The organism is Trichocoleus sp. Lan (genome assembly GCF_039961855.1).
Lineage (GTDB): Bacteria > Cyanobacteriota > Cyanobacteriia > Cyanobacteriales > FACHB-T130 > FACHB-T130.
Genome location: NZ_JAMPKA010000002.1, coordinates 39573 through 65536, shown reverse-complemented (window position 1 = coordinate 65536; position 25964 = coordinate 39573). Strand labels below are relative to the sequence as shown.

Genomic DNA, 25964 nt, shown 5'->3' with positions numbered 1-25964 from the left:
CATCCGTTGAAACGGGTTCAACCGCTTACCAGTAAGCTAAAGCTTACTTTAGCTTCTCGTCGAAATTGATTTCTAGGCTCGCGTCAGTGCGATGAGATTACTCAAAGGATGCGATCGCTCAAAACGGAATATCATCGTCGTAGTCAATCTCATTGGAAAATGGATCGAACGAGTTGGGCTGAGGATTTTCTGGTGCTGTTTGCAGGTCGATCCAACGCTTCGCCAACTCCAGTGCTTCTGCCTCAGTTTTGGCATTATGGACGGGAATCAGGCATTCTCCACCAGCACTCCAAACCTGAACGCAGAATACTGGTCGTGCTTCAATTAGCCAACCCCTGTAAATTTCTGGTGAACTCATAGCTGATACCACCCAGAGCGATTTTATTGATTATTTTGCTAACCTATCGCGCTCACTTTCGATATAACCGAAAAAAGGCTATTTTTAAAAACTAACACGTTCGCTTCACCGAAAGTGAGTTTTCGGGGAGTTTGTGTAGTATTTTTTGAAAAAAGTCATTTTTGTCATTTCATCCAATGAGACAATTCCTCACTCAAGTCTTTCGTCGAATAAAATTCCAGACGCGCCTGATAGTAGCCATTGCCCTGATGGTTCTGGCTACTCAGCTAATCGCAGCGCCAGTAAATGCTACAGGCGTTTATCAAATTCCCAATTTAGCAGCAGGCGATCGCAACTGGATTCTCGATAAAGCTGAAATTCTCAGTCGCCTTACCGAAGGTCAAATTAACACCGAGTTGGATAAATTAGCCAACGACACAGGCAATCAAGTCCGATTTGTGACCATCCGCCACCTCGATTATGGCGAAACAGTGGAAAGTTTTACCAATCAGTTGTTTGAAAAATGGTTTCCGACGCCAGAAGCGCAAGCAAATCAAATTTTACTGGTGATTGATAGCGTCACGAACAACACTGCGATTCGCACAGGTGAAAAGGTCAAGTCTATCTTGAGCGATGAGATCGCCAATAGCATTGCCCAAGAAACCGTGCTGGTGCCACTGAAGGAAGGCGACAAATACAATCAAGCTTTTTCGGATGCAGGCGATCGCTTAATTGCCGTACTAACAGGTGAGCCAGACCCAGGTCCGCCGGAAGTCAAAGATACGGTTAACGTCGAAAGAACCTTTAAAAAGGCAGAAGAAACCGACACTGGCAACGCGACTATCTGGGTGGTTGGCTTACTGCTCGCTGCCACTGTCATTCCAATGGTGACTTACTTTTTCTATCAAGGCTTCTCCGGCTAGTCTTGAACGTACTCCTGCCCGTTAATTAGAGCAAACTCAGCCCTGACAAATTCGCGCCCCAAATAAGCGGCATGATCCAGCATGGTGAGTGGGGCGGACTGAGTTTGCTCAAAAATTTTTATGCAAAGCTCTTTAGCTGTTCTGCCACTATAGACAGCGGTGTGGGTACGTTCTACCTTGCCTCGCACCGGGATGGGTTTGCCAGTTTCGGGATCGACTGCTAAACCGCGTTCGTTAATGATATTCGTGAAATGTTTAGCGCAAATTAGCCCCGCTTCCCGATCCAGGTAAATGATGAAATATCCAGCCGGATCGAGGTGAATATAACGTTTGGAAAGCTGGTCATCAATGGCAGCTAAATCTTGAGCAGTTTGAGGCATAAAAATCAAGAGATTTCTAAACAATCGACACTGTAAACAGGCTTACAGCCTATCTCAAGTTTAGTTCGTTCCTCTATTTCTCCAGAGCTTTCGTGCCTCTTAAGGTTGTTTTATTCATCGCGCTGGGCAAAAGGTAACTCCTGGTTAATTGCATCAATTTCCAGTTGCTCCATTTCGTTGATTTGATGGATGTGAGTCCGCAGAACTTGACCCAAACGCGGATTATAGAATCGATGCATACTGTAGTTGGAAGTAGCTGGGAAACCGCGACGTTTTTTATGACGTCCACCAGCACCGGGGTCGAAGCTTTGGATGCCATGCGCGATCGCCCACTCAATTGGCGTATAGTAGCAGGCATTAAAATGCAGACAGTCAATGTCCTGGTAGCTACCCCAATAGCGCCCATACATTTGATCGCCCTTGGTGAGGCAAAAAGACATTCCAATGGGGTGCAGGTCATTCTGCTCGTCGTAGGCTGCTACAAATAACACTCGATGGCTATAGCGGGGATGCAGCTGTTCAAAAAATCGCCGAGTTAAATACTTACTTCCCCACCAACCAAACTTGTCACAGGTATCGGCGTAGAAGTCATACATTAACGAAAATAGTGGCTTCGGAATCTCATCACCCGTGAGGGTTCTGATTTGCAAACCGGCTTTTTCTACCGCCTTGCGTTCCCGTTTGATGTTGCGGCGCTGATTCGCGTTAAACGCGCCCAGGTAATCATCAAAAGTATTAAAGCCCGTGTTTTGCCAAATGAAACTATGGTGCAGCCACGGCGTAAAACCGTGTCGTTCCAGAATCGGTCGCCATTCGGGGTCTACATAGAGGAAATGACAGCCACTAATCCGATTTTTTTGGCAAAAATGGTCAATCGCCTCCACCATTAGCTCGGTTAGTTCATCCTCATCTTCACCAGGCGCAATTAAGAAGCGATAGCCTTCCGCTGGGGTCATCGGAGACATTCCCAGTAATTTTGGATAGTATTGCACCCCTAAGCGTTGGGCTAAATCTGCCCACTGATGGTCAAATACAAATTCACCATAACTATGTCCTTTCAGATAAAGCGGTGCAGCCCCAATTAGCTGCCTGTCCCGCCATATCGTTAGGTGAGTGGGTAGCCAACCCGTTTTAGCGCCGACGCTACCAGAAGTTTCCATATTGTTGAGCCAATCCCATTCTAGGAAAGGCGTTTTCAACGGCAGAGCGATCGCGTCCCACTCGGCTTGGGGCACTTCAGCGATTTTACTAATCCAAGCAACAGAATAGCGGGGTTTAAGTTGTTCCACCATTTAAGAAATTGGGGGTAGAGCGTTGGTTGCGACTCAGACTGGATGAGAAAGCCTCTTCTAGGGTAATGGAACTTTCCCCATCTCATCAAAGAGAAAGCGATCGCTAGAGCAAAAACTTCTATATTATTCAGGACTGACTCACTGAAAGCTTAAAACCTAAATCCCCGTAACTTCTTGATAAATTGATGAAAATCGAGTTAAAGTCCCCTAATTTATCGGGGGATGCAAGGGGTATCTCTGTGTAAGTCCGATTATTTTAAAAATTAGCAATGCCTGCTAGCTGCTATCAAGATGCAATTCCATAGAAAATAGACCTATTAACTAAGCTTCTAGCGCTGTAAACCATTAAGGCTTTTTGTGTTCAAGCTCACTTATAAACTTCATAGTGAACTCATTCCCCAGCTAGAAGATGGGTGCAACACGAGTAGTTACATTAGTTATAAGTAAGCCAAAGCTTTAAAAATTCCACTGCCTTGCAAGCTTTACAGGAAAGGCAGAAAATAGTGGTTCTCTCAAGAAGATGCTTGGCGAGAGAAGGATAGAGCTTCTCGCCAAGCACATTTTCCTTGTAGAAATTCAGCTAAAACCGCCGTAGGTACAATCATCACTAATTGAGCAGAGTTTTCACCCCATTCCATCAATCGGATGGATTTTTCCGCAGTGTTCCATCAGGAGAGGCAAATGCCTGGTCACGACATTATCGTTCTTGGAGCTTCCGCCGGGGGGGTAGAAGCCTTGACTCAATTGGTCGCTGATTTGCCGTCGGATCTTCCGGCTGCGATTTTCGTCGTCGTTCACTTTCCAGCGTGGGGTAAGAGTATTCTGCCGCAGCTTTTGAATGGTTCCTTGCACGCAGACCATGCTAAAAACAATGAGAAGATTGAGTATGGGCGAATCTATGTAGCACCGCCAGATTATCACCTGCTGGTGAAGCGCGGATATATCCGCTTGGTGCAGGGGCCAAAAGAGAACAACGCTCGTCCGGCAGTCGATCCCCTGTTTCGCACCGCAGGGAGGGCGTATAAACGCCGGGTAGTCGGGGTGGTATTGTCGGGTACCCTCGACGATGGCACGGCGGGACTGATCGATTTAAAGCGGCAAGGGGGCGTGGCAGTCGTTCAAGACCCAACGGACGCTTTTTTCTCAGGGATGCCAAAGAGCGCCATCGAACACGCAGATGTTGATTTTATCCTGCCGCTGTCGTCAATCGCCCCTGCTTTAGTGCGTCTAGCCCATGAAACTGTGGCAGAGGAAGGAGCCAGCACTGTGTCTAGCGAAAGCGAATTTGATACGGATACCGATATTGTGGAAGTGGATGGAGCCGCTTTACGGGAACGGGGAAAGCCTGGAACCCACTCAAGCTTTACTTGTCCAGATTGTGGCGGGAGTTTGTTCCAACTGAATGAGAGAGGATTGCTCCAGTACCGCTGTCGCGTGGGGCACGCTTATTCAGCAGAGACTCTGGTAGCGGGGCAGTCTCAGGCTCAGGAGGAGGCGCTGTGGGCCGCAATCCGTTCTCTAGAAGAGCGTGCGGAGCTGATGTATAAGATGGCGAAGTATTCGCGCGATCGCAACAAAACCTTGTCAGCACAGCGTTATGAAGCAAAAGCTAAAGAAGCGGAACAACGCTCTGATTTCATCCGGCAGGGGCTTTTCCAAGGTCAATTGCCTGCGACAGTACCCCTAGCCGAGAGTGAGGAATCAGGCGAGAGTGCAGACGGAAATGGAAATCCGCACTCCCCTTTCAAAGTAGTGGTGCTGGCGGCATCTGAGGGTGGGCTGAGAGCCTTAAGCCACATCCTGCCTGCCTTCCCCCCGGACTTTCCGGCAGCGATTATTGTGGTGCAAAAACCCGACATTCAGTCTGCCTCCAGTTTGATAACCGACGCTTTAAATCGCCCTACGACCTTGCCACTCAAGCAGGCACAAGAAGGAGAGCTATTAAAACCGGGGATGGTCTACGTGGCTCCTCCAAATCAGCATCTACTCGTCACCCCGGAGGGGACTTTTTGCCTGTCTGGGGCGGTACTCGTGGACTTTGCACGCCCCTCTGCTGACTTGCTATTGCAGTCACTGGCGGCGAGTTTTAAAGAACGGGCGATCGCGGTTATTCTCTCTGGAATAGGCAGCGATGGTGCAACCGGGGTGCAGGCAATTCATAAGATGGGTGGATTAGCGATCGCCCAAGATGAAAGTACATCGGAATTTTTTGAGATGCCTCGCGCCGCCATTGAGACGGGAAGTGTAGATTTCGTTCTCCCCCTCCACGAGATCGGGTCTACCCTCGTAAATCTCGTGGTTTCTCCAGTGTAGATTTGAGAAGTAGAGGCGAACAACTGTTCGCCCCTAAAGCCGATCGCAACATTTAATCAAGGTGAGGCAGTTCCAGCCTCGATCAAGCCGTCACGATATAGGGTGAGTTGATAGCTGAGACTCGGTTAGCATTCACCAAGGCTTGATAAACGATTGCCGCTACTTCCGCCCGCGTTGCATCGCGGGTGGGGTTAAGTTTTTTGAGCGTTGGATGATTGACAACCAGCTGCTTTTGGGCGGCTGTTGCGACCTCGTCCTTGGCATAGTCAGGAATGCCCGTGCGGTCATCGAAGAAGTTTAACGCGGTGACAGCGCCCCCGGTTAACTTTAGTCCATTCACCAAGGAGACAATCACTTGGACGCGCTGGACATTGTCGTTCGGTTTGAAGGTTTTATCGGGAAACCCAGAGAGAAATTCACCGCGATAGGCTTGTTGAATCGCAGCGTAACCCCAGAAACTGTTTGCCACATCTTTGAAAGCGATCGCTTCTCGTTTGGCAGGTGGAGTAAAGGCTTTGGTCAATAAGGCAGCATATTGCGCTCGTGTCAGACTAGCATCAGGTCTAAAGGTTTTGTCAGGAAACCCGCTGATAATCTCTTGCTTCACTAATTCTTGAATAAAAGTCTCAGCCCAATGACCTTTAATATCGGTTAGCTCAAGGACTGGAGAGCCACCGCCACCACCGCCACTACCACCGCCACTGCCACCGCCACCGCCACTACCACCGCCACTACCACCGCCACTGCCAGCCGTATCAGTAGGAGGAAGCTGATTGTCGAGCAAGTTTACGCTTCCCTTTACTTTGTCGGGATTCATTTGATTTCCCGCCACAACCAGCTGGTTTGAGCTGCTATTTTGTAAATCAAATTTAGTGTTGTAGCGCAGGATATTTTTTCCTGCTTCGGTGGCACTGCCCAGATCCGGTAAGGCATTTCCAATCACTGTCACACCATCATCAGAGTTTCGTTCGCTCAGATTATTCCGCAGCTTGGGACGCGCATTTCCAGAGATGACAATCCCAGATCGGTTACCAGAAATTTGGTTATCTACCACCAATGGAGAGGCACTATCGGCAATGCTCATGCCATAACCCGTATTCTGGCAGGTATTGGCTCGAATTTCGCCTTTGGCATTTCCTGCTAGCGAGATGCCATTGCCCAGATTTTTAGTAAATACATTATTGGTGATGACCGGGTTGCCATCACCAGTTACAAAGACTCCCTCGCGCTTGCTATTGGTGAAGGTGCAATTGGCAACCGTGGAGCCATTCGATTCTATCCAGACGGCAGTTCCGCGTGTAGCCAGATTGGTTGCAGTTACGCCCCGGAGTTGAGCATTATTCGCTAAAGTGACCGTCACATTTTGACCGCCAGAAGAGTTGGGGCTACTGTAGGTTCCACTTCCTTCAATCAAGATGCCACTGCCTTTATTGGCTTCATTCCCCACAACCTTGACCCCAGCCGGCACCTTGAGGGGAAAGACTTCACCGCTGGCTGCATTGTAGTTCCCCACTGCCAGTTGAATGGTCGTATCAGATTGTGCTTGTTGGAGAGCTTTGGTAATCGTTTTAAACGGCGCTGACTGGCTGCCAGCAGCGCTATCATTTCCGGTCGCTGGATTGATAAAAAAAGTTTGAGCCATAGTGATATTGAAACAGAGTAATTGGGGTGTGGTAACAAAAATCTGCAACCAGAGCAGCGATCGCTTGCAAATTTACTTGTTTTATGCAGGCAATTCAGACGGCTACATCCCCTATAAGAGCCTATCCGGAAAATTCGGCAATGATGGTTAAGAGAAAGACAAGCTTTTAAAAGGGCGAATAGAAGTGCAGACGTCCTACTCCCAAATCTAAACCGTAAGCTTTCTCTCCGGCTGGGAAAGCTTTGATTCGGAACAGATATACGCCGCTACTGAAGGGGTTACGTACCGGATCGAGACCAATCGTAACGGTTTTACCTGGAGGTACGGGAGGATCAAACATGACTGAAATGGTGTTTGTCTGACTATCTCTTATGACTTTTCCCAGCCCTAACTTCTCGCCTTTGTTTCCAGGCTTCCCTACAAATGCTTCGCTGTCGTTAAGTTTAAATCGAATTATCTCTAATCCCTCGTTTTGGGTAATCGTCACTTGCCCAAGCGGTTCACCAGCATTTTCTGGCAGACTGACGGTGAAATAATAGGTAGCTCCCCAGACATTAATCCGGTCAAAGGTAGTCGTAGCATCTATTAAGCGAGGCGGTTTTTCAAAGGAAACAGTTCCATCTGCTAGCTGAATCGCCCTAGATGAAGGACTCAAGACTCCCCAAATGCTAGCGATTACCGCTAGGGTTGAGCTGAAAACTAAAAAAGAACGCATAGCCAAGTACCAAAGACAAGAAAAGATTCATTTACTCGGAACTATTTTGAATTTAATTTTGTCGTGATCTATGGCAAAATCCCTCTACAGTGGGAGGTAATTCTCAGCCATGATGTAGATGAACTACATTTTTGTTGGGCATTATCTTTAAAGTAGGAAGGCTAAAATCGGTGATTCTAGGGCGGGGCAAAAACCGGGTGGCAACTATGCACGAATCGGGTTCTGATGGTTTGAAGGTTTTATCAGCAATCGAGTTTCAAGGGAGAGGGTGGAGTCAGAGGACTGCTAATTTGATGAAGTCTTTTGCAGCTAAGCGAATTGCACCCATTAGTTTAGTGACATTGCTCGGTTGTGGGGGAGCAACTTGGCTGGCAACGGCTGCTTTTGTACCGCAGATTGCCCAAGCTTACACTGCTCGCTCTGAAGTTGCCTTGGTTCGTCAGCCAGCAGAAACTTACGAAGGTTTTGTCCGCAGAGCCGAGGTAGTGGCTAGGGCGGCGGCGCAGCGCAGCTTCGATCGCGACATCTTAGTGACTGATGTTGCCGTGATGATTCTGGGGCAAAATCAGGGAGCGATCGCGCCGATTCTTTCTTTAAAAGTAACTCGCGGAGCCTGGAGAAGCCGCCCCGATACCCCGCGCTGGGCAACCTACTTCCCCAATACCAAGTCTTTACTCGGTTTTGTGGATGACGTGACGCCTTCCGATCAGCCCGTCCCCGCTACTGCCGAACCCCCCCCAGCACCAGCACAGGGGGCACCTGCTACACCTCCCCCACCAACCGCAGTGCCCGGTAACATTAGAGATGTCGCGCCCGGAGCGCCTACAGGGACTCCTCAGAACCAGACACCGGGAACAGCCGCTCCCGCAGCCCCCGGTACTCCTCAGAACCAGGCACCCGGAACCGCAGCCCCAACTGCACCAAATGCACCAACTGCTCCCACCTCGCCAACGATTCCCTCTTCACCAGCATTTCCTGGCGGTAATGTAAATCCCACGGAAACGATTCCCAATCCAACAGAAAACATTCCCAATCCAACAGAGAACATTCCCAATCCCACTACGCCAACCACTGGAACGGGAACCACCGGACAGGGGCGATAAAAACCGCCCAAATCAGCGTGTGAACCACCGCGCACACCTCTCTGCTCAGTGCCTCATCGGGAACGAACAAGGGTGAGACAGTCGAGAAATTCGCCCGACTAGATTGAACTGGTCAAGGGATCTCTTAGAATAGGAAGGCTGTAAACGATTGCTGGAGTTACGATCATGGCGGTTCCTAAGAAGAAAACATCAAAATCCAAGCGCGATAAGCGCAAAGCCACCTGGAAGCACAAGGCGACAATTCAAGCTCAGAAAGCTCTGTCTTTGGGCAAATCGATTCTGACTGGGCGTTCTAAGTTTGTGTATCCAACCCAGGAAGAAGAAGCCGAAGAAGAATAATTATCCTAGAGGTTGCTTTTCGTCTCAGCTTCCTAGAATTTCCGAGCGCCTTTGGGCGCTATTTTTTTGGATATAAGTGCATATTAAGAATTAGAGTACACAAAACGCCATCTCTACTAGACTCATGCTAGGAAAATTTTTCAAAAAACCAGAATCGGAGGAGAGCGAACGGGTTCCTCCCGGTCAATATCTGACGAAAGGCTTCCCGGTGCTGACCTACGGCAACACTCCGCAGATCGATACTGACAACTGGCAATTTCGCGTCTGGGGTTTGGCAACCGAAAAGACTTTCAGCTTGGCAGATTTTATGGCTCTGCCCCAACATAACTTTACTGCCGATTTCCATTGCGTCACCCGCTGGTCTAAACTCGACGTGCAGTGGACTGGCGTTAAGGTGACAGACTTTATGAAGCTGGTGGAAGTTGACCCGAAAGCTGTTCATGTTATGGAACACTGTTACGGTGGCTACACCACGAATATTCCTTTAGAAGACTTTCTGCGAGAAGAAAACTTTTTTGCTCACACTCTATTTGGGGAACCGCTACCGGCGGAACATGGCGGACCGATGCGGCTAGTTGTCCCTCATCTTTATGCCTGGAAAAGCGCCAAATGGATTAACGGCTTAGAATTTCTTCGGCAAGAAGAGTCGGGTTTTTGGGAGCGCAATGGCTACCACCGGCGGGGAGAACCGTGGGCAGAAGAGCGATATAGCTATTAAGGGAGTAGGAAAAGAGAGTTTTGAGTTTTGAGTTATAAAAGAATTCTTTAATTCAAAACTCAGACGCAATAAATCGCGCCTCTACAATTTAAAACTTTTTTCTCATTACTAATTATTTCATTAGCCACTTCAGGATTTTGAGCTTGTCCTTATAGGGAGCGTATCTCAACTTCACATCAACGAGAAAAGATTTGTGGAGTACGCTTTTTTGATGGGAGAATGTCTCAAAACTTGCCTTGCCGTGATAACGACCGATGCCGCTCTCTCCAACGCCACCGAAGGGTAAATCTAGGACGCCAACTTGCATAACGGTGTCATTGATGCAAACACCCCCTGAAGAGGTTTGTTGCAAGACGGTTTGTTGCTTTTGTTTGTCTTTCGAGAAGAAGTAGAGGGCTAAGGGTTTCGGTTTGGCGTTGACAAGCGCGATCGCTTCGTTCAACTCTGTATATTCTAGGACTGGCAGAATTGGACCAAAGATTTCTTCTTGCATGACTGGATCTTCCCAGCCCACGCGATCGATGACGGTAGGAGCAATGTATCGCTCAGATGGATTAGTCTCTCCACCAATCAAAACATCCCCATCTAGATATTTACAAAGACGGTTAAAGTGTTTTTGATTAATAATTCTGCCATAATCAGGGCTTTTTTCCGGTTCATCTCCATAAAAATCGTGAATACAATTTTTGATTTGTGCGAGCAAATCTCTTTTAATTCTTTTATCTACTAAAAGATAATCTGGGGCAATACAAGTTTGACCTGCATTCATGAATTTACCCCAAACAATCCTTTTGGCAGTGTATTCCAGATGAGTATCGGCATCTACAATACAAGGACTTTTGCCGCCCAATTCTAGGGTAACGGGCGTCAGATGTTTGGCTGCTGCCGCCATAACAATTTTTCCAACTTCGCTGCCGCCTGTAAAAAAGATATAGTCAAACTTTTCTTCCAGTAGCTGCTGGCTGGTTTCGATACCGCCTTCTACAACAGCCACTACTTCTGGATTAAAGTATTTAGGGATAATCTCAGTTAATAGATGCGATGTATTTGTAGCGAGTTCTGACGGTTTTAGAATCGCACAGTTACCGGCTGCGAGCGCACCCACTAGAGGGGAAATTAGTAGCTGCAAGGGATAGTTCCAAGCTCCCACGATTAGAACTACACCCAACGGCTCAGAATAAACCTGAGCGGAGGCTATAAATTGGGTAATTGGTGCCTTTATTTTCTTGGGTTTTGTCCAAGTATTAATATTTTTTAACGCATAATTAATTTCTTCTAAGCAAACTCCTATTTCTGATAAAGCAGCTTCAAACACTGATTTGTTAAGGTCGGTTTGCAGAGCCTTAAAAATAGCGGCTTCATTCTCTAATAATGCTCTTTTTAAAAGCTTTAAATGTTGAATCCTAAATGATATGTCTTTAGTTTTTCCAGTTGCAAAAAACTTTCGTTGCTGAAATACGATGTTACTAACTTTTGGTGGTACTAGCATTTTTTCTCCAATGTTGGATTTTAAATTTTAGACTCTATACCCTTTGAAATCCAAAATCTAAAATCCAACAGTAAAATTTCATATTTGAGCAGGCAAGCGAACTCTAAATAAACTACCTTTACCCAACTCGGATTTGACTTCTATTTCACCTTGATGAGCTTCCACAATTCTACGCGATAGATGCAGCCCTAAACCGCTGCCAGAACGCTTGTGGTTCCCTTGGCGAAATCGCTCAAATAAAACTTTCTGGTCTTCTAGGGTGATACCAGGACCTGTGTCGTTAACGTCAATAACGATGGCAGGATTCGCGGAGTTACTTGTATGGGAGCCTACCGACGCATGGACAGCAACTGAACCGTTATCTGTAAATTTGATAGCATTTCCGATTAAGTTCGTTAGAACCCGATGGATTTCCATGCGATCGCCGACTACTTTGAAATCAAGCGGATGATTGTCGGCGCTGTCCCCTAAATCCAGCTTCAGGGTGAGATTCTTTTCCTCTGCTAAGGGAGAAAGTTCTTGAACTACTTCCTGAAGTAGTTTCCGCAGGTCAATTGGTGAGAAGCTCAGGGTTTTACGACCGGCTTCATAGCGATAGACTTCTAATAAAGTATTCACCATCGCCAGCAAGTTGCGGTTGCTGCGATCCATTGTAGCGATCGCTTCTTGCATTCCTGGCGAGAGTTCTCCTAAGGCTCCTTGCCTAAATAAAGCCAGCATCCGCTCTGCGGCGACGATCGGCGTCCGCAAGTCGTGGGTGAGCCAGGAAACGAAATCTTCTCGCTGACGGGCAATTTGATCGCGTTCGTCCACACTATGCTTCAGCCGCAGAAGCGATCGCACCCGCGCCAGCAATTCGTCAACTTGCACTGGCTTGCGAATAAAATCATCTGCTCCGGTATCTAATCCCTCTACCACGCTGGCGTGATCGTGGGCTGTGATCAGTAAAATCGGGATAAATGGCAACTTAGTATTATCACGGACTCGCCTCGTGACTTCATATCCATCCATCCCCGGCATCATCACATCCAACAAAACCAAGTCTGGTGGAGATTGTTCAATCTCGTTTAAGGCAGAACGACCATTTTCCGCCAAGGTAATTTGATATCCCTCTTCTTCTAAAATGGTTTGAACCAAAAACAAGTTATCGGGAGAATCATCCACAACGAGAATGCGGTCAGTTTTAGAAGGTTGATTGAGACTCGAATGATTCTTCATGGAAGCGATAGGTTAACAACTCAAGTTTATTGAAATTAATTTTTGTAAATTAATCGTGCATCACGTAACATTCTTTACGCCTAAGGTATCATTTTGCCTCATTCTACAGAAGGATTGTTGGGGATCTTTACCGAATCTTTGCTTCTTTGGCTTCTATCCAGTGTCTGGACTAGCCAAATGACCTTAGCAACAGAAAATTAATTATAAACCTTTAGGATGACGGTCATACTTTTCTGTCATCTGATACATCTGGCTGCTCATTGCTGGAAAGAAAAAATCGCAGATATCTAGTTTATTTACATCTATAAATTAAGCAAAACGGGAAAGATAGGCAGTAGCGAAGTCAATTTCCTCGTGCGGATGGATAGGTAAAAGAGGTCTTTTGGGCGATCGCGCTCAAGATAGAAACTTGAGTGGTTGGTAATAAGACAGCTTTATCTACAGGATGGACGTGCAAGCGATCGCTTTAAACTCTCTGCTACTTGGCGGTCTGCGTTTTATGTTGACTGCGTTATTTCCCTCTCTTTAAATTTTTACGCCTCAGGATAGATTGACCGACCCCCCCAATTTCAGTCATCAATGAAGAGCAGATTCAAAGTTGGAAAGTATGGGTCGCTTAGCACCTGAATCTAGTCGAACCATTCGCAAACAACAACGCCCTGATTATCGTCCTTCGCCTAAAGTTCCTGTAAAACTGATCGCGGGCATCTACTTTTCTATACTTTTATCTATCTTTCTAGGGGTGCTACTACTGAGCAGTGGCAGGATGACGATTGGCGGAGTTCCGTTGCCAATCTTGATGAGCTTCTTGAGCGATGATGCGGCACGAAATGCTTATTTAGCAGGAGAACCCGCAGCACTTCACGACCGTCTTGAGGTGATGGGCATCGAGGAGCAAATCAAAGAATATTATCGACCTCAAATTTCTGATGAAGCAAAACTAGACCAACACATTCACCAAATTCTGTATGACCGCACTGGTTATGTGGGGGCACAATACGAGGTGAATCCGGAAGGGGTATTAGTTTTGAAAAATAGATAAGTAGAGAAGCGATTAGTTGCATCTCTAGCAAGTTAATCGCTTCTCTACTACCAATTTAATCAGAATAAAAAGTAGCGTTGTGCTAATGGGAGAACGGTTGCCGGTTCGCAAGTCAGCAATTCCCCATCGGCTCGCACTTCGTAGGTTTCCGGATTTACTTCCATGTGAGGCAGGGCATCGTTTAATTTCATGTCTCGCTTACTGAGCTGCCGCGTACCGCTGACGGCAACGGCTGGCTTTTGTAGCTTAAGCTGGCTGGGAATCTCTTGTTCGAGTGCCGCTTGGGAAATAAAAGTTAGAGAAGTGGCAGCGATCGCTCCTCCAAAACAGCCGAACATCGGGCGCATATGCACGGGTTGCGGTGTGGGGATACTAGCGTTGGCATCGCCCATTTGAGCGTAAGCGATCGCACCCCCTTTGATGACTATCTCTGGCTTGACGCCAAAAAATGCCGGACGCCAGAGGCACAAATCCGCCAATTTCCCCGCTTCTACGGAACCAACATACTGCGAAATCCCGTGGGTAATGGCTGGATTGATTGTATATTTAGCAACGTAGCGCTTTGCCCGGAAATTATCTGCCCTCTCTTGCCCCTCTCCTAGCAGCAATGGGGAGAGGTTTCCCCGCTGCACTTTCATTTTGTGTGCCGTTTGCCAGGTGCGAATGATTACCTCGCCTACCCGCCCCATCGCCTGAGAATCAGAGGAAATCATGCTGAATGCGCCCAAATCGTGCAGGATATCTTCAGCGGCAATGGTTTCCCGGCGAATCCGGGACTCGGCAAAGGCGACATCTTCGGGAATGCTGGGGTCGAGGTGATGACACACCATTAGCATATCCAGGTGTTCGTCTAGGGTATTGACGGTATAAGGGCGCGTCGGGTTGGTGGAAGAGGGCAGGACGTTCGCTTCGCCGCATACTTTGATAATGTCCGGCGCGTGACCTCCACCGGCTCCCTCGGTGTGGTAAGTGTGAATAACACGATTCTTAAATGCGGCGATGGTGGTTTCTACAAAACCGGCCTCGTTCAAGGTATCGGTATGAATGGCTACCTGCACATCATAATTATCCGCAACGTTCAAGCAAGTATCAATCGTCGCGGGTGTGGTGCCCCAGTCTTCGTGCAGTTTTAAACCTATCGCCCCGGCTAAGACTTGTTCGATTAGTCCTTGGGGTTGGCTGCTATTCCCTTTCCCCAAGAAGCCTAGATTTACCGGGAAGGCGTCAGCGGCTTGCAGCATCCGGTACATATTCCACGGGCCAGGAGTGCAAGTGGTCGCATTTGTACCCGTAGCGGGGCCAGTACCACCGCCGATCATGGTAGTGATGCCGGATGCGATCGCGACTTCTATCTGTTGCGGACAAATAAAGTGAATGTGGCTGTCAATCCCGCCAGCGGTGAGAATCATCCCTTCCCCGGCAACGACCTCGGTTCCAGGGCCAATAATAATATCTACCTTGTCTTGAATATAGGGATTTCCAGCTTTCCCAATTTTGAAAATATTGCCATCTTTAATGCCAATATCGGCTTTGACAATCCCCCACCAGTCGAGGATTAAGGCGTTGGTAATCACCAGATCGACGGCACCGTCGGCATTAGAAATGGGGGATTGTCCCATACCATCCCGGATGACTTTGCCGCCACCGAATTTCACTTCATCGCCGTAGGTCGTGAAGTCTTGTTCGACTTCGATGAATAATTCGGTGTCAGCAAGACGAACGCGATCGCCGACTGTCGGGCCATAGGTTTCGGCGTAAGCGCGGCGATCCATTCTGTAACTCATCCTTGACTCCTCTAGAGTGGTACATTTTTAACGCAAAGATACGCAAAGGTTAGCGCAAAGGTACGCAAAGTTTTGGGCTATTCTTGGCGTTTTTTGGGTTACAAGCGATTAATTTTAAATCCCTCAAATTTCATTGAGAAGCCATTTCCCTCTGGAGAAGCACACATTATTCCTACATTCACCGTCTCAACTGGCGTGAGATAACCAAGGCGTAGCATCGTGTACTGAGTGCCATCCAGAGAGTATTGCACCTCTACAGCAGTGCCACGTCGATGTACGCGCATCCAAAGAGAAGTCGGGTTATCTGGCAGCGGGACAACAGACCAATCTGAGTAATCTCTTGTTACCACAGCGCTGACTTGTTGTACACCCTCGACAAATTCAATGCCACATTTTAACCAATTCGCCTCATCTAAGCGCAGCATCAATCCGGCTTGATCGTACAAATCTCGATACTCACCGCTAACTTTCACCTCAACCATGAAGTCTTTGTTTGCTTGCTGATAAAAAAAGTGACCATTATCTCGAATGAAGCCGTAGTGAGTCTCTCGCCAAAAATCAGTTTTGCTAGCGGAAGTGATAGTAATTGTATTGCCTTGGACGTTCCAAATCGGCGGTTCGTTATACCATTCCATCGCCATTCTTTTCTAAATTTCCACTGGTTCCTGGTCGAATCTCCGCATTAACTCAAGCAAAGCTTTCCGATCGGGTTTTTGTCCGTCTTTCATCAGTTCAGCCAGTCCCTCAAAATACTTCTCGCGTTCTCCTCCCGGACAAAACATTATTAACAGCTTTGCTGGCTTTGTGCTGCGGTTGGCGAATCCGTGAGGTGTACCGCGAGGGACAAGCACAAATGCCCCTGGTTGTCCTTTTACTGTTTTATCCCCGACGAGGATTTCCACTTCGCCTTCTAGGACATAAAACATCTCGTCCATCTGGCGATGGATATGTGGTTGCGCCCCGGTTCCATCTGGTTCTAGGCTAAACTCAAACAGTCCTAAGTTTCCGTGGGTATCGGCACCAACCGCTTTAAATGTAGCTTCGCTGTTACCAATAGTAAGGTGCTTGCCTTCTCCTGGCGCTAGTACGATTTCTTGTATCGGTAAAGTCATTTAATTATTCCTCATTGATTGCTATAGCGAACTATTTATTTTGCCATTGAATCCATACACTTGACGGCTACCAACAAAGGGCACTAATTCGACTTCCTTTTCATCTCCAGGTTCAAAACGAACGGCTGTACCAGCTGGAATATTCAGGCGCATTCCCTTTGCTTGTTCTCTATCGAAATCTAAAGATTCGTTCACCTCATAGAAGTGAAAATGAGAACCAACTTGAATCGGGCGATCGCCTGTATTTGCTACTTGCAGTTTTATACTAGGGCGACCCGCATTCAGTTCTATTTCCCCGGCTTGTACAAGCATTTCCCCAGGAATCATTTCAACTTCCTCTTTTAGTTTTTTATAAAAACAGCTAACTATTGTATAAATTCAACCATAGGAACCGGATCGGTATCGTAAAAGGCTGAATATAATTCGCTCCGTAGATTTCTCATGTTTACCTTATTGTGGTTAGACTATGTCTGATAATCCATTTGTTTACGGATTTTCTCTTTAATCTCGTACCCAGCGAACTTTTCACAAAGATATAAACCTAAATCGATTGCCGAAGTAACGCCTCTGGCGGTAATTACGTCACCTTCATCAACCACTCTTTTGTCAACAACAGACTTACAATATTTTTGAAGGTCTTGGAAAGCATTGGGATGGGTTGTTGCTGTTTTTTCTTCTAAAAATCCCGCTGCTCCGAGTAGTAAAGAACCTGTACATACAGAAACTTTGAACTGGCAAGACGCTGAGGTTTTAAGCCATGCAATTAATTCAGGATCGTCAACTAAGTTTCGGGTACCAATTCCCCCCGGCACGATAATCATGTCATAGGGTTGGAGAGATTCCCCTACTTTGTTCGGAGTAAAACGAAGTCCAGCGTTATCGCTAACTTCTTGAGTATGGGCACAAATATCCCATTCCAAATCGGATATAAAATCCATTGTCTTGAGACGAGTGACTGGATCGTAAACTCCGATAAAATCTAAGGCGGTCATTCCGGTGTAGACGATAAATGCAACCTTCATAAACAATCCTTCAATCTACGGGATTATCTAACGAATTGGATTGTGAACTGTAACCAATTTTGTACCATCGGGAAAAGTAGCTTCTATCTGCACTTCATGCACCATCTCTGGCACACCTTCCATTACTTCTTCCCGTGACAGTAGGGTTGTCCCATAACTCATTAAATCGGCAACAGTCCGTCCATCTCTAGCGCCTTCCAGAATGCCAGCAGAAATATAAGCGATCGCTTCGGGGTAATTTAGCTTTAAACCTCTTTCCTTGCGGCGTTCCGCTAATAGTGCCGCCGTAAAAATCAACAGCTTATCTTTTTCCTGTGGCGTCAGTTGCATTGATAACCTCTTAGACTTCTTCGTGTTCTCCGTGTCTTCTGCGATTCGCTCAAATTTGCCAAACTCTTGGTGGACAAGCAGGGCGTTCTAAAAAGTGCGATCGCAGCAAATTCCAAATATCTATAAACCAGTTTCGCACCTCGGAAGTAGAAGAACCCCGATAGCGACACAATAGTCCAGAAGGAAGACGAGTAATGCCTGCTTGGTGAAGATTTTCCCCTGTCCCTTTCTTAAAAAAGGGTGAATGATTCCCTAGATTTCGTGCTTTTTCCACAATCTCCGGTGACACCGCTTGCCCAATCCAGACTAAACTCGCTACAACGGATTGCCCAGCTAAACCGTGAGGACTGTCGAGGATTTCTGTCCCGCCAGGTAGCCATTGCCTGTCAATCCACAGAGGGCGTCCTTGCTGCCAGATTTCGGTATGCGATCGCCACTCTCCGTGTAAGAATCTTTCCCCTCTGGCACTGCGCCCAAAGCGTGTAATTTCCCAGCCCAGCCAACTTGCTTCTGGAGCTAATTCTACCCGCAAGTCTTGTCGATAAATCGCGCCGTCAAAAATAATTGTTTCCTGCGGTAGCCACTCCAAAGTAGCACCCGCGTTCACCTCGATTTCAATCGTTTGACTCGCTGGCAATCCATTGCTGCGATAAACCTTACCGGCGGCAGCGGTAGTGATTAAGGCTTGGGCGTTGGGTTGGAGGTGGAAATTAAGCGATAAGCGATCGCCCCCTACCACACCCCCCGCTGTATGCAAAATTACACTATGACAAATCTCCGATCCTTCTGGATAAAATGGGCGCTGTACCTTCAGCGGTGCTTTTACGCGATCGCTAATCACCTGGGTTTTGCTTTGGGTTTTAGAAAACTCCAAGTTAAGAATGCCGTGCCATCCAGAGGATGAGGGATTTGCTACTGCCGGATCGAGGTCTTTCATTAAATTTGGTGTATAAATTGTTAATTTTTTACTCCGGAAAATCATCTTAAACAAAAATACCATTAAACTCGATTCAACCGAATATTCTTAAGTCTTTATACTGGAGATTCTTATGGCGGCTATCAGCTTTGAAAGCTTAAAAAACGAATACCAGCAACTCTTTGATAGCTGCAAAATCACTAAAAATAAAATTGAGCAAGTAGATAATATTTTAGATGCCATTGATACAAATCGGGCTAGGTATGATGCGGTAGGGAAAAGACTGGCGATTCCCTGGTATGTGATAGCCATTATTCACAACATGGAATCTTCCTTAAATTTCAATACTCACCTGCATAATGGAGATCCGCTGATAAAAAGAACCGTACACGAACCAAAAAATCGCCCCTCTAATGGCAATCCTCCCTTTACATGGGAAGAAAGTGCTATTGATGCTTTAACTTTTGATAAATTTGACCAATGGAAAGATTGGAGCCTTCCAAACATTCTTTTTAAGTTAGAAGGCTACAACGGTTGGGGTTATCGCCTCTACCATTCTGATGTTCTTTCACCTTATTTGTGGAGTGCTTCAAACCACTATACTAAAGGAAAATACGTTGACGATGGCACCTGGTCAAATACAGCCGTATCGCAGCAATACGGTGCCGCCGTACTTCTGCGCCGAATGATCGATCGAGGAACAATTACTTGGGATAATCCAGAAACCAGTGAGGTTGGAGAAAAAGATGTAGATATCCAACCTGGCGAAAAGCAACCTTTGGTATATTATTCACCAGATTCTAAGATTGATAACGGCAAAGAACTGCAACAGTTTTTAAATCAATTTTCAGGAATTTATTTAAGTGTAGATGGTTGCCTTGGTGATAAAACTTCCGAGGCTTTTAAAAAAGTTACTGGTTACTATCTCTTTGGAGATCCTAGAAATAAAAATTAATTTTAAATAGCAAATAAAATAGTAATTTTCTAATTGGTAAGTATTGCTTATCAAGTGCAAAAAATCCGATAAATTAAAACTTACTAGCTTGTTGATTGCTAAGAAAAAGGCAACCAGCACCTTTTAGGGATTACCAATTGGATTGTTTAACTTAATGGGTAATTCAATGATAACTTCTGTTCCCTGCCCCGGTTCGGAGATAATAGAAATACGTCCTTGATGATGTTCTAATATTTGATAACATACAGTTAGTCCTAAACCTATGCCTTTTCCGACAGGTTTGGTTGTAAAGAAAGGGTCAAATATTTTTGATTTAATCGCTGTTGGAATCCCGGAACCATTATCTTTAATTTTGATAATTATTTGCTTAGCTGCACTAAATTCAGTTTTAATGTAAATCCGTTTTTCGGGTTGCTCTTTGAAAGTTTCCAGAGCATCAATTGCATTGCTGAAAATATTCATAAATACCTGGTTAAGCTGCGCCGGATAGCATTCAACGGGTGGCAGAACGCCGTACTGCTTAACTACCTGAATCTCTGGATTTCCCTCCGCCTTCCAGTCTCCGCCTGATTGCAAGCGATGCTGCACAATTAGCAAACTGCTATCAATTCCTTCATGAATGTTGACGCGCTTCCTTTCAGCTTCATCGAGTCGGGAAAAGTTTCGCAGTAATAGAATAATTTGACGAATGCGATCGCTGCCAGCCCTCATTGAAGTAATAATTTTAGGCAGATCGCCCGTCAAAAAATTGAGATCGATGTCCTCAATATATTGCTGTATTTCAGCATCAGGATAACTTTTTTGATAGCGTTGTACGAGGTTCAGTAGATTTTTTGTGTAGTCACTGATATGGGGAAGATTACCATAAATAAAATTAATCGGATTGTTAATTTCGTGGGCAATGCCAGCAACAAGTTGACCCAAACTAGACATTTTTTCAGTTTGAATGAGTTGCGCCTGCGCCCTTCCCAAATTGCGTAATGCTTGACTGAGCTGTTGAGCGTTGGTAGTTAATTCAGTATTCAGTTGCTGTAGTTGGTCGTGGGCTTGCTGTAATTGCTGGTTTTTTTGCGAAAGCTCTTCAGTACGCTGTTGCACCCGTTCTTCAAGAGTCTGACGCGCCTGTTCTAGTTCCTCAGTACGCTTTGCAACTCGTTGCTCTAGGTTTCCGATGAGGGCTTTTAGCGCCTGAGCCATTTCTTGATAAGCATGAGCAAGTTGACCGATTTCACCACCCGCGCCGATACCGGGAATGGGGGTAGTCAAATCGCCTGCGGCTAAGGTTTTACTGCGTTCGGAGAGCTGGATAATCGGGTTGCCGATTTGTTTGGCTAGCAAATGTGCGATCGCAATCGATAACAAGGTAGCCAATCCCAGTCCTAGCCAAATTACACGGTTTAAGTTGATGGAAGCTTGATTAAAATACTTTGAGACAATTTGAATTTTGGCAATGGCAATAGGCTGATTGCGGGAAGTAATCGGAGCATATATCGTATTCAAACCAGATTTTGGTTCGATCCGATAAACTGTTTTACCTTTTTGAATCTTGCGTAACACCTGCGACTTTAAATTTACTTGTTCCCAAGGCTCAATGCTGGATTTGGCATTGCTAGAAATGATTGATTTGCCATCTAGAGAAATAACTTGCAGTTTAGTGGTAGGTTGAGAGAAATTAAGAAAGTTACGCAACCAAGTTTCATCTAAATTTTGCCCTAAAATCAAAGTTCCGGGTGACTTCCCCGTACCATCGCTGTTGTAAACAGGCGCTGTTGAAAAGAGCAATATCTGAGGCAAGCCGCTATCAATCAACATCGTCGTTGGCTTGTTGGTAGCGATCGCATCTGTTATCCGCTCAGCTACATTCGGAATTCGCAAAGCGTCACCCCGCTCTCCCAAAATCTCTCCCCTACGATCCACCACTTTCACATGATCGACATCGGTAGAAAGAACAAGTTGCTCGGAGACTTCCTTTTTGATCCAAGCCTCATCTCGCTTCCCAATTGCGTTGTATAAATCTGTCCAGATTGCATAGCTAGAGGATAAATTTTGCAATCCTTTCTCAGTAGCCGCAGTGTATCCCCGAAAGGCTAAAACTTGATCGTCGAGCCGAGTCTTTTCTAAGTCGATGAGCGGCTGCTGCACAAACCGCCACGCTACAGCACTCAGGAACATCACGGGTAGCAAAGATGCCCCAAAGGTAAAAATTAGCAGCTTGGGTTGAAGCTGTTGCAGCCGCTTGAACATCTCTGAGTTAATATAGATGCGGTGTTTCGTCCTCCAGACAGATAATCTGTCACAAGGCTCTCCACAGTTTAGCGGCTGTGAGAGTAAACTGACCGCTCTATTTTCGGAGGCGTAAAAGCGCCTATCTTGAGAACTGTAAGTTCTACGGGTTCCTCGCAAAGATTGTTAGCGATCTGCATCAGACAGCCAGAAACCGTTGAATTACATCCTGACTGAGTTCGCTAGTCGAGCCAGACGCGACGATACCGCCTTTTTGCATCGCGTAGTACCGATCTGCTTGTCGGACAAAATGCAAGTGTTGCTCGACCAATAAAACAGAAATGCCGGTAGATTCAATAATGCGGCGCACTGCTGCTTCTATTTCTAAAATAATCGAGGGTTGAATGCCTTCTGTGGGTTCATCCAGTACAAGTAACTGCGGCTTCCCCATCAAAGCGCGAGCGATCGCGAGTTGCTGTTGTTGTCCTCCACTTAAATCGCCACCCATCCGAGACAGCATCGTTTTTAAAACAGGAAAGAGGGAAAATATTTCTTCTGGGATTTCTTCCTTACCACTTCTGCCCTCACGTCGCGCCTCCAAACCTAGCAACAAATTTTCTTTCACCGTCAAACGCGGAATAATTTCCCGTCCTTGAGGAACATAACCAATTCCTAGCCGCGCCCGTCGATCTGGAGATTTGTCTATTATTATCTCATCAGCAAAAGTAATCGTGCCGCTACGGGGTTTAAGTAGCCCCATAATTGTTTTGAGTAGAGTGGTTTTGCCAACACCATTACGTCCAATTAGACACACCATTTGCCCTAAGGGGACGCTCAAATCTACATTGCGGAGGATATGGCTTTCACCGTAATAGACATTTAAATTAGAAATTTTTAGCATTTTATTGTGCTTGGTTGAATAAGACGCGATCGTTTTTTAATTGCTTAATTTAGCGCTTCTTTTTACTCCTCAATTTCTTTAAGCGGTTCTCCCTGAGGATCTAACTGCTCTCCTAAATAAACTTCTATAACGCGAGGGTCATTTTGTACTTCCTCAATCGTGCCTTCACACAACACCGAGCCTTCATGCAACACAGTTACTTTACGAGCAATTTGGCGCACAAATTCCATGTCATGTTCAATGACCAAAATAGAATGACTATGAGCTAAAGCGATCAGTAGTTCCCCAATATTGTCAGTTTCTTCATCAGTTAGCCCTGCAACGGGTTCATCCACCAACAATAAATCGGGCGACTGAGCAACTAACATTCCAATTTCTAAGCGTTGTTTCTCCCCGTGAGAAAGTAAACCAGCGCGGATATCTGCTTTTGCACTTAAACCAATCGTTTCGAGCAAACTCATTACTTTGCTACGTTCGCCAGTAGCAGGACGCCCAAATAGCGTTGCTAAGACATTTTTATCACGGTTACAGCTAAGTTCTAGGTTTTCGCGGGGCGTCAAGTTGAGGTAAATGCGGGGGGTTTGGAACTTTCGCCCAATTCCCAATCGGGCGATTTGATGTTCGGAGAGTGCTTTCACGTTTCTCCCCTTAAATAATACCCGTCCCTCAGTCGGTTGTACTTTGCCAGTAATGACATCTAAAAAGGTTGTTTTCCCGGCACCGTTTGGACCAATTACGACCCGTAACTCTCCGACATCCATGCTGAAATTCAGATGGTTCAGTGCTTTAAAACCATCAAAATTCACCGTTAAATTTTCAGTTTCTAATATTTTCGCGTTCATGCTGTACCTCTGGGTCTTCTTCAAGGCTGGGATAGGTTGCCATCTGCTTCCGCCCTAGAAGTGTCAGCAGGCGCTGGAAACCTTGATAGCGTAGCCAACCGACTACACCATCGGGAAGAACTGTTACCACAATTAGGAATAATGCTCCTTGGAAAAATACCCAAATACCTGGAAATTGTTCGCTTAAAAGACTTTTGGCAAAGTTGACTAATAGCGCCCCAAATATGGCTCCGATTAAGCTGGCACGACCTCCCACTGCTACCCAAATTACCATTTCAATCGAAAAAGCAATATCCATTGCTTTCGGTGAAATTAAACCAGATTGAAGGGTGAATAAAGCACCCCCAATTCCAGCCAGAGCAGCGGAAATCGCAAACACTACGACTTTAAATCCCGTGGGATTATAGCCAGAGAAGCGCATCCGGCTCTCATCATCCCGAATCGCAACCAGAACTCGTCCAAAGCGATCGCTAGTCAGCCACCGGCACAAAGCATAAGCACCTGCCAAAAATAAGACTGTTAGCGCGTAGAAAACAAATTGCGTCTGACTATCACTGACTGTTGCCCCTAATAATGTTTTGAAATTGGTTAAACCATTGGTGCCGTTAAAAAATCCCTGCTGCCCGTTGAAGAAATTAAAAAATACAATCGTCGCTGCTTGGGTCAAAATTGAGAAGTAAACGCCCCGAATCCGGTTGCGAAATACTAAATAACCCAATATTCCGGCTAATACAGCCGGAATTATCACAACGGCTGCGGCGGCAAAACTAAACGAATAAAACGGCTTCCAGAACCAAGGTAGGTCTGTAATGCCGAAGAGGCTCATAAATTCTGGTAAACCGTTCTTGAGAGGAGCTAATTGCAAGTGCATTGCCAAGGCATAGCCACCAAGCGCAAAAAATACACCATGCCCCAAACTGAGCATACCTGTATAGCCCCAAATTAAATCAATGCCGAGGGCAGCGATCGCTAACGCCAAAAATCGTGCTAGCAAGTTGAGACGAAAGCCTGTGAGAACTGCTGGCATTATGAAAATGAGGAGGAGAGCGATCGCAATCGTTATCCCCACTTCCATTAGCACCGCTCGTCTGCGTTGCTGCTTCATGCCCTTAACTTCAAGAACCGCATCCAAAATCATCGCCTTGAGCCTCTACTCGATTGTCTTTGTTTAAGCATCAACGCTACGTCCCTTCTGTGGAAAAATCCCTCCTGGCCGCACCTGAAGGAACGCAATAATTAAGGCGAATACCATCACCTTCGCCATACTGGTTGTGCCGAAAAACTCAAAGAAATCCACTAAAGGCTTTATCGGTGCCACCATCGGCACTAAGACTTTAGAACTGATTAAGTAGTTAATCGTGCCAATTCCCATCGCTGCCACAATACTGCCCACCAGCTTACCGACGCCACCGACAACAACCACCATAAATGTATCGACGATGTAGTTCTGGCCTGTATTGGGTCCCACAGAACCCAGCAAACTAATCGCACAACCGGCAATTCCAGCCAATCCAGAACCCAAAGCAAATGTAATGGCATCAACTTTAGCAGTCGGAATTCCTAAACAAGCACTCATACTGCGATTCTGCATGACTGAGCGAATTCTTAATCCCCACGGAGACCGTTGCAAAAATACATAAATTCCGGCTACACAAACAATGGTTAGCGCAATAATAAATAGCCGCGTATAAGGCATCTGCAATGTGCCCAGCCGCAGCCCTCCTCGTAACCAGCTCGGTGCCGTTACGTCCACATTTTGAGCGCCAAACCAAGGCTTGGTGACAGCCAGTTTATAAGTTTGTCCCAAAACTGCACTTGTGGCACTCGCAACGCCTAAAGATATCGGCGACATGATTGCAATTACCCAGTTACGAATACGCTCAAAATCTGGGCGGCGGGACAGAATCCAAAAAGCGCCAAAAAACAAAAGGCAAAATATTCCAATGCCAATGACTAACACCCAGCTAACACTGCGAGCGAACTGCTGCAAAATCAGACTAACGCCCCAAGTTGCTAACAGGGTTTCTAGAGGGCGTCCGTAAAGATAACGAATTACCCCCCGTTCCAAAACTAATCCCACACCTGCTGTCACCAGGAAAGCCAAAATTAGCGCAAAAACAATATAGGTTTCAGACCAAGGCTTACCCAATATTTTGAAGCCATTTTGTACAACAAACGTTGTGTAGGCTCCTAGCATCATCAACTCACCATGAGCTAAGTTAATGACGCCCATGAGTCCAAAGACAATGGCTAGTCCCAACGCTGAAATTAACAAAACCGCGCCGATGCTAATTCCATTAAAAATCCCATCCAGCAATCCTGCTATCACACCGCTTCCTCAGCCATTAATCATGGGTCATTAGTCATG

General features: G+C 46.2%; 27 protein-coding genes. 8 read left to right on the top strand and 19 right to left on the bottom strand.

What is annotated here, in order from left to right:
• Positions 1–118: 118 nt before the first annotated feature.
• On the bottom strand, positions 119–358 hold the full coding sequence (locus NDA03_RS01895) for a hypothetical protein (protein WP_190410239.1): 240 nt from the start codon (positions 356–358) through the stop codon (positions 119–121).
• Between the two features lie 176 nt (positions 359–534).
• Between NDA03_RS01895 and NDA03_RS01890 the strand changes: the two genes are divergently transcribed.
• Entirely contained in the window at positions 535–1260 is a 726-nt protein-coding gene (locus NDA03_RS01890) for a TPM domain-containing protein (protein WP_348237124.1), read from the top strand.
• On the opposite strand, the gene NDA03_RS01885 is transcribed toward NDA03_RS01890, so the two are convergent.
• Together NDA03_RS01885 and NDA03_RS01880 are read right to left on the bottom strand one after the other, a co-directional pair.
• Positions 1257–1640: a DUF4346 domain-containing protein gene (locus NDA03_RS01885; RefSeq protein ID WP_190410237.1), complete on the bottom strand. Its 384-nt coding sequence runs from the start codon at positions 1638–1640 to the stop codon at positions 1257–1259. The genes NDA03_RS01890 and NDA03_RS01885 overlap by 4 nt on opposite strands.
• A 110-nt stretch (positions 1641–1750) precedes the next feature.
• Positions 1751–2932 carry a GNAT family N-acetyltransferase gene (locus NDA03_RS01880; protein WP_190535941.1) on the bottom strand — a complete coding sequence of 394 codons (1182 nt, stop codon included), beginning with the start codon at positions 2930–2932 and terminating at the stop codon, positions 1751–1753.
• 645 nt (positions 2933–3577) lie between these two features.
• Here NDA03_RS01880 and NDA03_RS01875 point away from each other — a divergent pair.
• Positions 3578–5245, top strand: coding sequence for a chemotaxis protein CheB (locus NDA03_RS01875; protein ID WP_348237123.1), 1668 nt, complete (start codon positions 3578–3580; stop codon positions 5243–5245).
• Between the two features lie 82 nt (positions 5246–5327).
• On the opposite strand, the gene NDA03_RS01870 is transcribed toward NDA03_RS01875, so the two are convergent.
• On the bottom strand, positions 5328–6887 hold the full coding sequence (locus NDA03_RS01870) for a DUF1565 domain-containing protein (protein ID WP_348237122.1): 1560 nt from the start codon (positions 6885–6887) through the stop codon (positions 5328–5330).
• A 28-nt stretch (positions 6888–6915) separates the two neighbouring features.
• On the opposite strand from NDA03_RS01870, the gene NDA03_RS01865 reads away from it, so the two are divergent.
• The gene (locus NDA03_RS01865) at positions 6916–7038 is read left to right on the top strand and encodes a hypothetical protein (protein ID WP_348237121.1); all 123 of its coding nucleotides are present in this window, start codon (positions 6916–6918) and stop codon (positions 7036–7038) included.
• 15 nt (positions 7039–7053) lie between these two features.
• On the opposite strand, the gene NDA03_RS01860 is transcribed toward NDA03_RS01865, so the two are convergent.
• A complete protein-coding gene (locus tag NDA03_RS01860) occupies positions 7054–7602 on the bottom strand; it encodes a DUF2808 domain-containing protein (protein WP_348237120.1) in 549 nt (182 codons plus the stop codon).
• A 170-nt stretch (positions 7603–7772) separates the two neighbouring features.
• Here NDA03_RS01860 and NDA03_RS01855 point away from each other — a divergent pair, with 170 nt between their 5' ends.
• From NDA03_RS01855 to NDA03_RS01845, 3 genes are all read left to right on the top strand, one after another.
• Positions 7773–8705 (top strand): hypothetical protein, encoded by a 933-nt coding sequence (locus NDA03_RS01855; RefSeq protein ID WP_348237119.1) that lies wholly within the window; start codon positions 7773–7775, stop codon positions 8703–8705.
• Between the two features lie 165 nt (positions 8706–8870).
• Complete coding sequence (rpmF, locus tag NDA03_RS01850; protein ID WP_190410231.1) at positions 8871–9044, top strand: 50S ribosomal protein L32; 174 nt, start codon at positions 8871–8873, stop codon at positions 9042–9044.
• 124 nt (positions 9045–9168) lie between these two features.
• Positions 9169–9762 (top strand): sulfite oxidase-like oxidoreductase, encoded by a 594-nt coding sequence (locus tag NDA03_RS01845; protein WP_190410230.1) that lies wholly within the window; start codon positions 9169–9171, stop codon positions 9760–9762.
• Positions 9763–9874: 112 nt separating this feature from the next.
• Here NDA03_RS01845 and NDA03_RS01840 read toward each other — a convergent pair whose 3' ends face one another.
• Both NDA03_RS01840 and NDA03_RS01835 read right to left on the bottom strand, forming a co-directional pair.
• Positions 9875–11251 (bottom strand): aldehyde dehydrogenase, encoded by a 1377-nt coding sequence (locus tag NDA03_RS01840; RefSeq protein ID WP_348237118.1) that lies wholly within the window; start codon positions 11249–11251, stop codon positions 9875–9877.
• A 78-nt stretch (positions 11252–11329) separates the two neighbouring features.
• Positions 11330–12469, bottom strand: a complete 1140-nt coding sequence (locus tag NDA03_RS01835; RefSeq protein WP_190410228.1) for a hybrid sensor histidine kinase/response regulator — start codon at positions 12467–12469, stop codon at positions 11330–11332.
• 607 nt (positions 12470–13076) lie between these two features.
• Between NDA03_RS01835 and NDA03_RS01830 the strand changes: the two genes are divergently transcribed.
• Positions 13077–13511 (top strand): hypothetical protein, encoded by a 435-nt coding sequence (locus NDA03_RS01830; RefSeq protein ID WP_190426776.1) that lies wholly within the window; start codon positions 13077–13079, stop codon positions 13509–13511.
• 59 nt (positions 13512–13570) lie between these two features.
• Here the strand turns inward: NDA03_RS01830 and ureC are convergent, their stop codons facing one another.
• The 7 genes from ureC to NDA03_RS01795 all read right to left on the bottom strand — a co-directional run bounded on the left by ureC (position 13571) and on the right by NDA03_RS01795 (position 18696).
• Positions 13571–15295 (bottom strand): urease subunit alpha, encoded by a 1725-nt coding sequence (ureC, locus tag NDA03_RS01825; protein WP_348237117.1) that lies wholly within the window; start codon positions 15293–15295, stop codon positions 13571–13573.
• 98 nt (positions 15296–15393) lie between these two features.
• A complete protein-coding gene (locus tag NDA03_RS01820; RefSeq protein ID WP_348237257.1) occupies positions 15394–15930 on the bottom strand; it encodes a DUF1349 domain-containing protein in 537 nt (178 codons plus the stop codon).
• A 12-nt stretch (positions 15931–15942) separates the two neighbouring features.
• On the bottom strand, positions 15943–16407 hold the full coding sequence (locus NDA03_RS01815; RefSeq protein WP_348237116.1) for a cupin domain-containing protein: 465 nt from the start codon (positions 16405–16407) through the stop codon (positions 15943–15945).
• A gap of 21 nt (positions 16408–16428) precedes the next feature.
• Positions 16429–16734 carry an urease subunit beta gene (locus NDA03_RS01810; RefSeq protein WP_348237114.1) on the bottom strand — a complete coding sequence of 102 codons (306 nt, stop codon included), beginning with the start codon at positions 16732–16734 and terminating at the stop codon, positions 16429–16431.
• Between the two features lie 137 nt (positions 16735–16871).
• On the bottom strand, positions 16872–17429 hold the full coding sequence (locus tag NDA03_RS01805; RefSeq protein WP_348237113.1) for a DJ-1/PfpI family protein: 558 nt from the start codon (positions 17427–17429) through the stop codon (positions 16872–16874).
• 27 nt (positions 17430–17456) lie between these two features.
• The gene (ureA, locus tag NDA03_RS01800; RefSeq protein ID WP_348237112.1) at positions 17457–17759 is read right to left on the bottom strand and encodes an urease subunit gamma; all 303 of its coding nucleotides are present in this window, start codon (positions 17757–17759) and stop codon (positions 17457–17459) included.
• A gap of 49 nt (positions 17760–17808) precedes the next feature.
• On the bottom strand, positions 17809–18696 hold the full coding sequence (locus tag NDA03_RS01795) for an urease accessory protein UreD (RefSeq protein WP_348237111.1): 888 nt from the start codon (positions 18694–18696) through the stop codon (positions 17809–17811).
• Positions 18697–18808: 112 nt separating this feature from the next.
• Here NDA03_RS01795 and NDA03_RS01790 point away from each other — a divergent pair, with 112 nt between their 5' ends.
• Positions 18809–19630 (top strand): hypothetical protein, encoded by an 822-nt coding sequence (locus NDA03_RS01790; RefSeq protein WP_348237110.1) that lies wholly within the window; start codon positions 18809–18811, stop codon positions 19628–19630.
• Positions 19631–19753: 123 nt separating this feature from the next.
• Here NDA03_RS01790 and NDA03_RS01785 read toward each other — a convergent pair whose 3' ends face one another.
• From NDA03_RS01785 to urtB, 5 genes are all read right to left on the bottom strand, one after another.
• Positions 19754–21874 (bottom strand): ATP-binding protein, encoded by a 2121-nt coding sequence (locus NDA03_RS01785; protein WP_348237109.1) that lies wholly within the window; start codon positions 21872–21874, stop codon positions 19754–19756.
• A gap of 178 nt (positions 21875–22052) precedes the next feature.
• Positions 22053–22754 carry an urea ABC transporter ATP-binding subunit UrtE gene (gene urtE / locus NDA03_RS01780; protein ID WP_190688519.1) on the bottom strand — a complete coding sequence of 234 codons (702 nt, stop codon included), beginning with the start codon at positions 22752–22754 and terminating at the stop codon, positions 22053–22055.
• 62 nt (positions 22755–22816) lie between these two features.
• On the bottom strand, positions 22817–23596 hold the full coding sequence (urtD, locus tag NDA03_RS01775; protein WP_348237108.1) for an urea ABC transporter ATP-binding protein UrtD: 780 nt from the start codon (positions 23594–23596) through the stop codon (positions 22817–22819).
• Entirely contained in the window at positions 23571–24701 is a 1131-nt protein-coding gene (gene urtC / locus NDA03_RS01770; protein WP_348237256.1) for an urea ABC transporter permease subunit UrtC, read from the bottom strand. Before urtC ends, urtD begins: the two co-directional genes overlap by 26 nt.
• Positions 24702–24764: 63 nt before the next feature.
• Entirely contained in the window at positions 24765–25925 is a 1161-nt protein-coding gene (urtB, locus tag NDA03_RS01765) for an urea ABC transporter permease subunit UrtB (protein WP_348237107.1), read from the bottom strand.
• Positions 25926–25964 lie beyond the last annotated feature (39 nt).

Bases quoted from the DNA above. Each gene is read 5' to 3' on its own strand.
- NDA03_RS01895 (WP_190410239.1), bottom strand. From the start codon at position 358: ATGAGTTCACCAGAAATTTACAGGGGTTGGCTAATTGAAGCACGACCA.
- NDA03_RS01890 (WP_348237124.1), top strand. From the start codon at position 535: ATGAGACAATTCCTCACTCAAGTCTTTCGTCGAATAAAATTCCAGACG.
- NDA03_RS01885 (WP_190410237.1), bottom strand. From the start codon at position 1,640: ATGCCTCAAACTGCTCAAGATTTAGCTGCCATTGATGACCAGCTTTCC.
- NDA03_RS01880 (WP_190535941.1), bottom strand. From the start codon at position 2,932: ATGGTGGAACAACTTAAACCCCGCTATTCTGTTGCTTGGATTAGTAAA.
- NDA03_RS01875 (WP_348237123.1), top strand. From the start codon at position 3,578: ATGGATTTTTCCGCAGTGTTCCATCAGGAGAGGCAAATGCCTGGTCAC.
- NDA03_RS01870 (WP_348237122.1), bottom strand. From the start codon at position 6,887: ATGGCTCAAACTTTTTTTATCAATCCAGCGACCGGAAATGATAGCGCT.
- NDA03_RS01860 (WP_348237120.1), bottom strand. From the start codon at position 7,602: ATGCGTTCTTTTTTAGTTTTCAGCTCAACCCTAGCGGTAATCGCTAGC.
- rpmF (WP_190410231.1), top strand. From the start codon at position 8,871: ATGGCGGTTCCTAAGAAGAAAACATCAAAATCCAAGCGCGATAAGCGC.
- NDA03_RS01845 (WP_190410230.1), top strand. From the start codon at position 9,169: ATGCTAGGAAAATTTTTCAAAAAACCAGAATCGGAGGAGAGCGAACGG.
- NDA03_RS01840 (WP_348237118.1), bottom strand. From the start codon at position 11,251: ATGCTAGTACCACCAAAAGTTAGTAACATCGTATTTCAGCAACGAAAG.
- NDA03_RS01835 (WP_190410228.1), bottom strand. From the start codon at position 12,469: ATGAAGAATCATTCGAGTCTCAATCAACCTTCTAAAACTGACCGCATT.
- NDA03_RS01830 (WP_190426776.1), top strand. From the start codon at position 13,077: ATGGGTCGCTTAGCACCTGAATCTAGTCGAACCATTCGCAAACAACAA.
- ureC (WP_348237117.1), bottom strand. From the start codon at position 15,295: ATGAGTTACAGAATGGATCGCCGCGCTTACGCCGAAACCTATGGCCCG.
- NDA03_RS01820 (WP_348237257.1), bottom strand. From the start codon at position 15,930: ATGGAATGGTATAACGAACCGCCGATTTGGAACGTCCAAGGCAATACA.
- NDA03_RS01815 (WP_348237116.1), bottom strand. From the start codon at position 16,407: ATGACTTTACCGATACAAGAAATCGTACTAGCGCCAGGAGAAGGCAAG.
- NDA03_RS01810 (WP_348237114.1), bottom strand. From the start codon at position 16,734: ATGATTCCTGGGGAAATGCTTGTACAAGCCGGGGAAATAGAACTGAAT.
- NDA03_RS01805 (WP_348237113.1), bottom strand. From the start codon at position 17,429: ATGAAGGTTGCATTTATCGTCTACACCGGAATGACCGCCTTAGATTTT.
- ureA (WP_348237112.1), bottom strand. From the start codon at position 17,759: ATGCAACTGACGCCACAGGAAAAAGATAAGCTGTTGATTTTTACGGCG.
- NDA03_RS01795 (WP_348237111.1), bottom strand. From the start codon at position 18,696: ATGAAAGACCTCGATCCGGCAGTAGCAAATCCCTCATCCTCTGGATGG.
- NDA03_RS01790 (WP_348237110.1), top strand. From the start codon at position 18,809: ATGGCGGCTATCAGCTTTGAAAGCTTAAAAAACGAATACCAGCAACTC.
- NDA03_RS01785 (WP_348237109.1), bottom strand. From the start codon at position 21,874: ATGTTCAAGCGGCTGCAACAGCTTCAACCCAAGCTGCTAATTTTTACC.
- urtE (WP_190688519.1), bottom strand. From the start codon at position 22,754: ATGCTAAAAATTTCTAATTTAAATGTCTATTACGGTGAAAGCCATATC.
- urtD (WP_348237108.1), bottom strand. From the start codon at position 23,596: ATGAACGCGAAAATATTAGAAACTGAAAATTTAACGGTGAATTTTGAT.
- urtC (WP_348237256.1), bottom strand. From the start codon at position 24,701: ATGAAGCAGCAACGCAGACGAGCGGTGCTAATGGAAGTGGGGATAACG.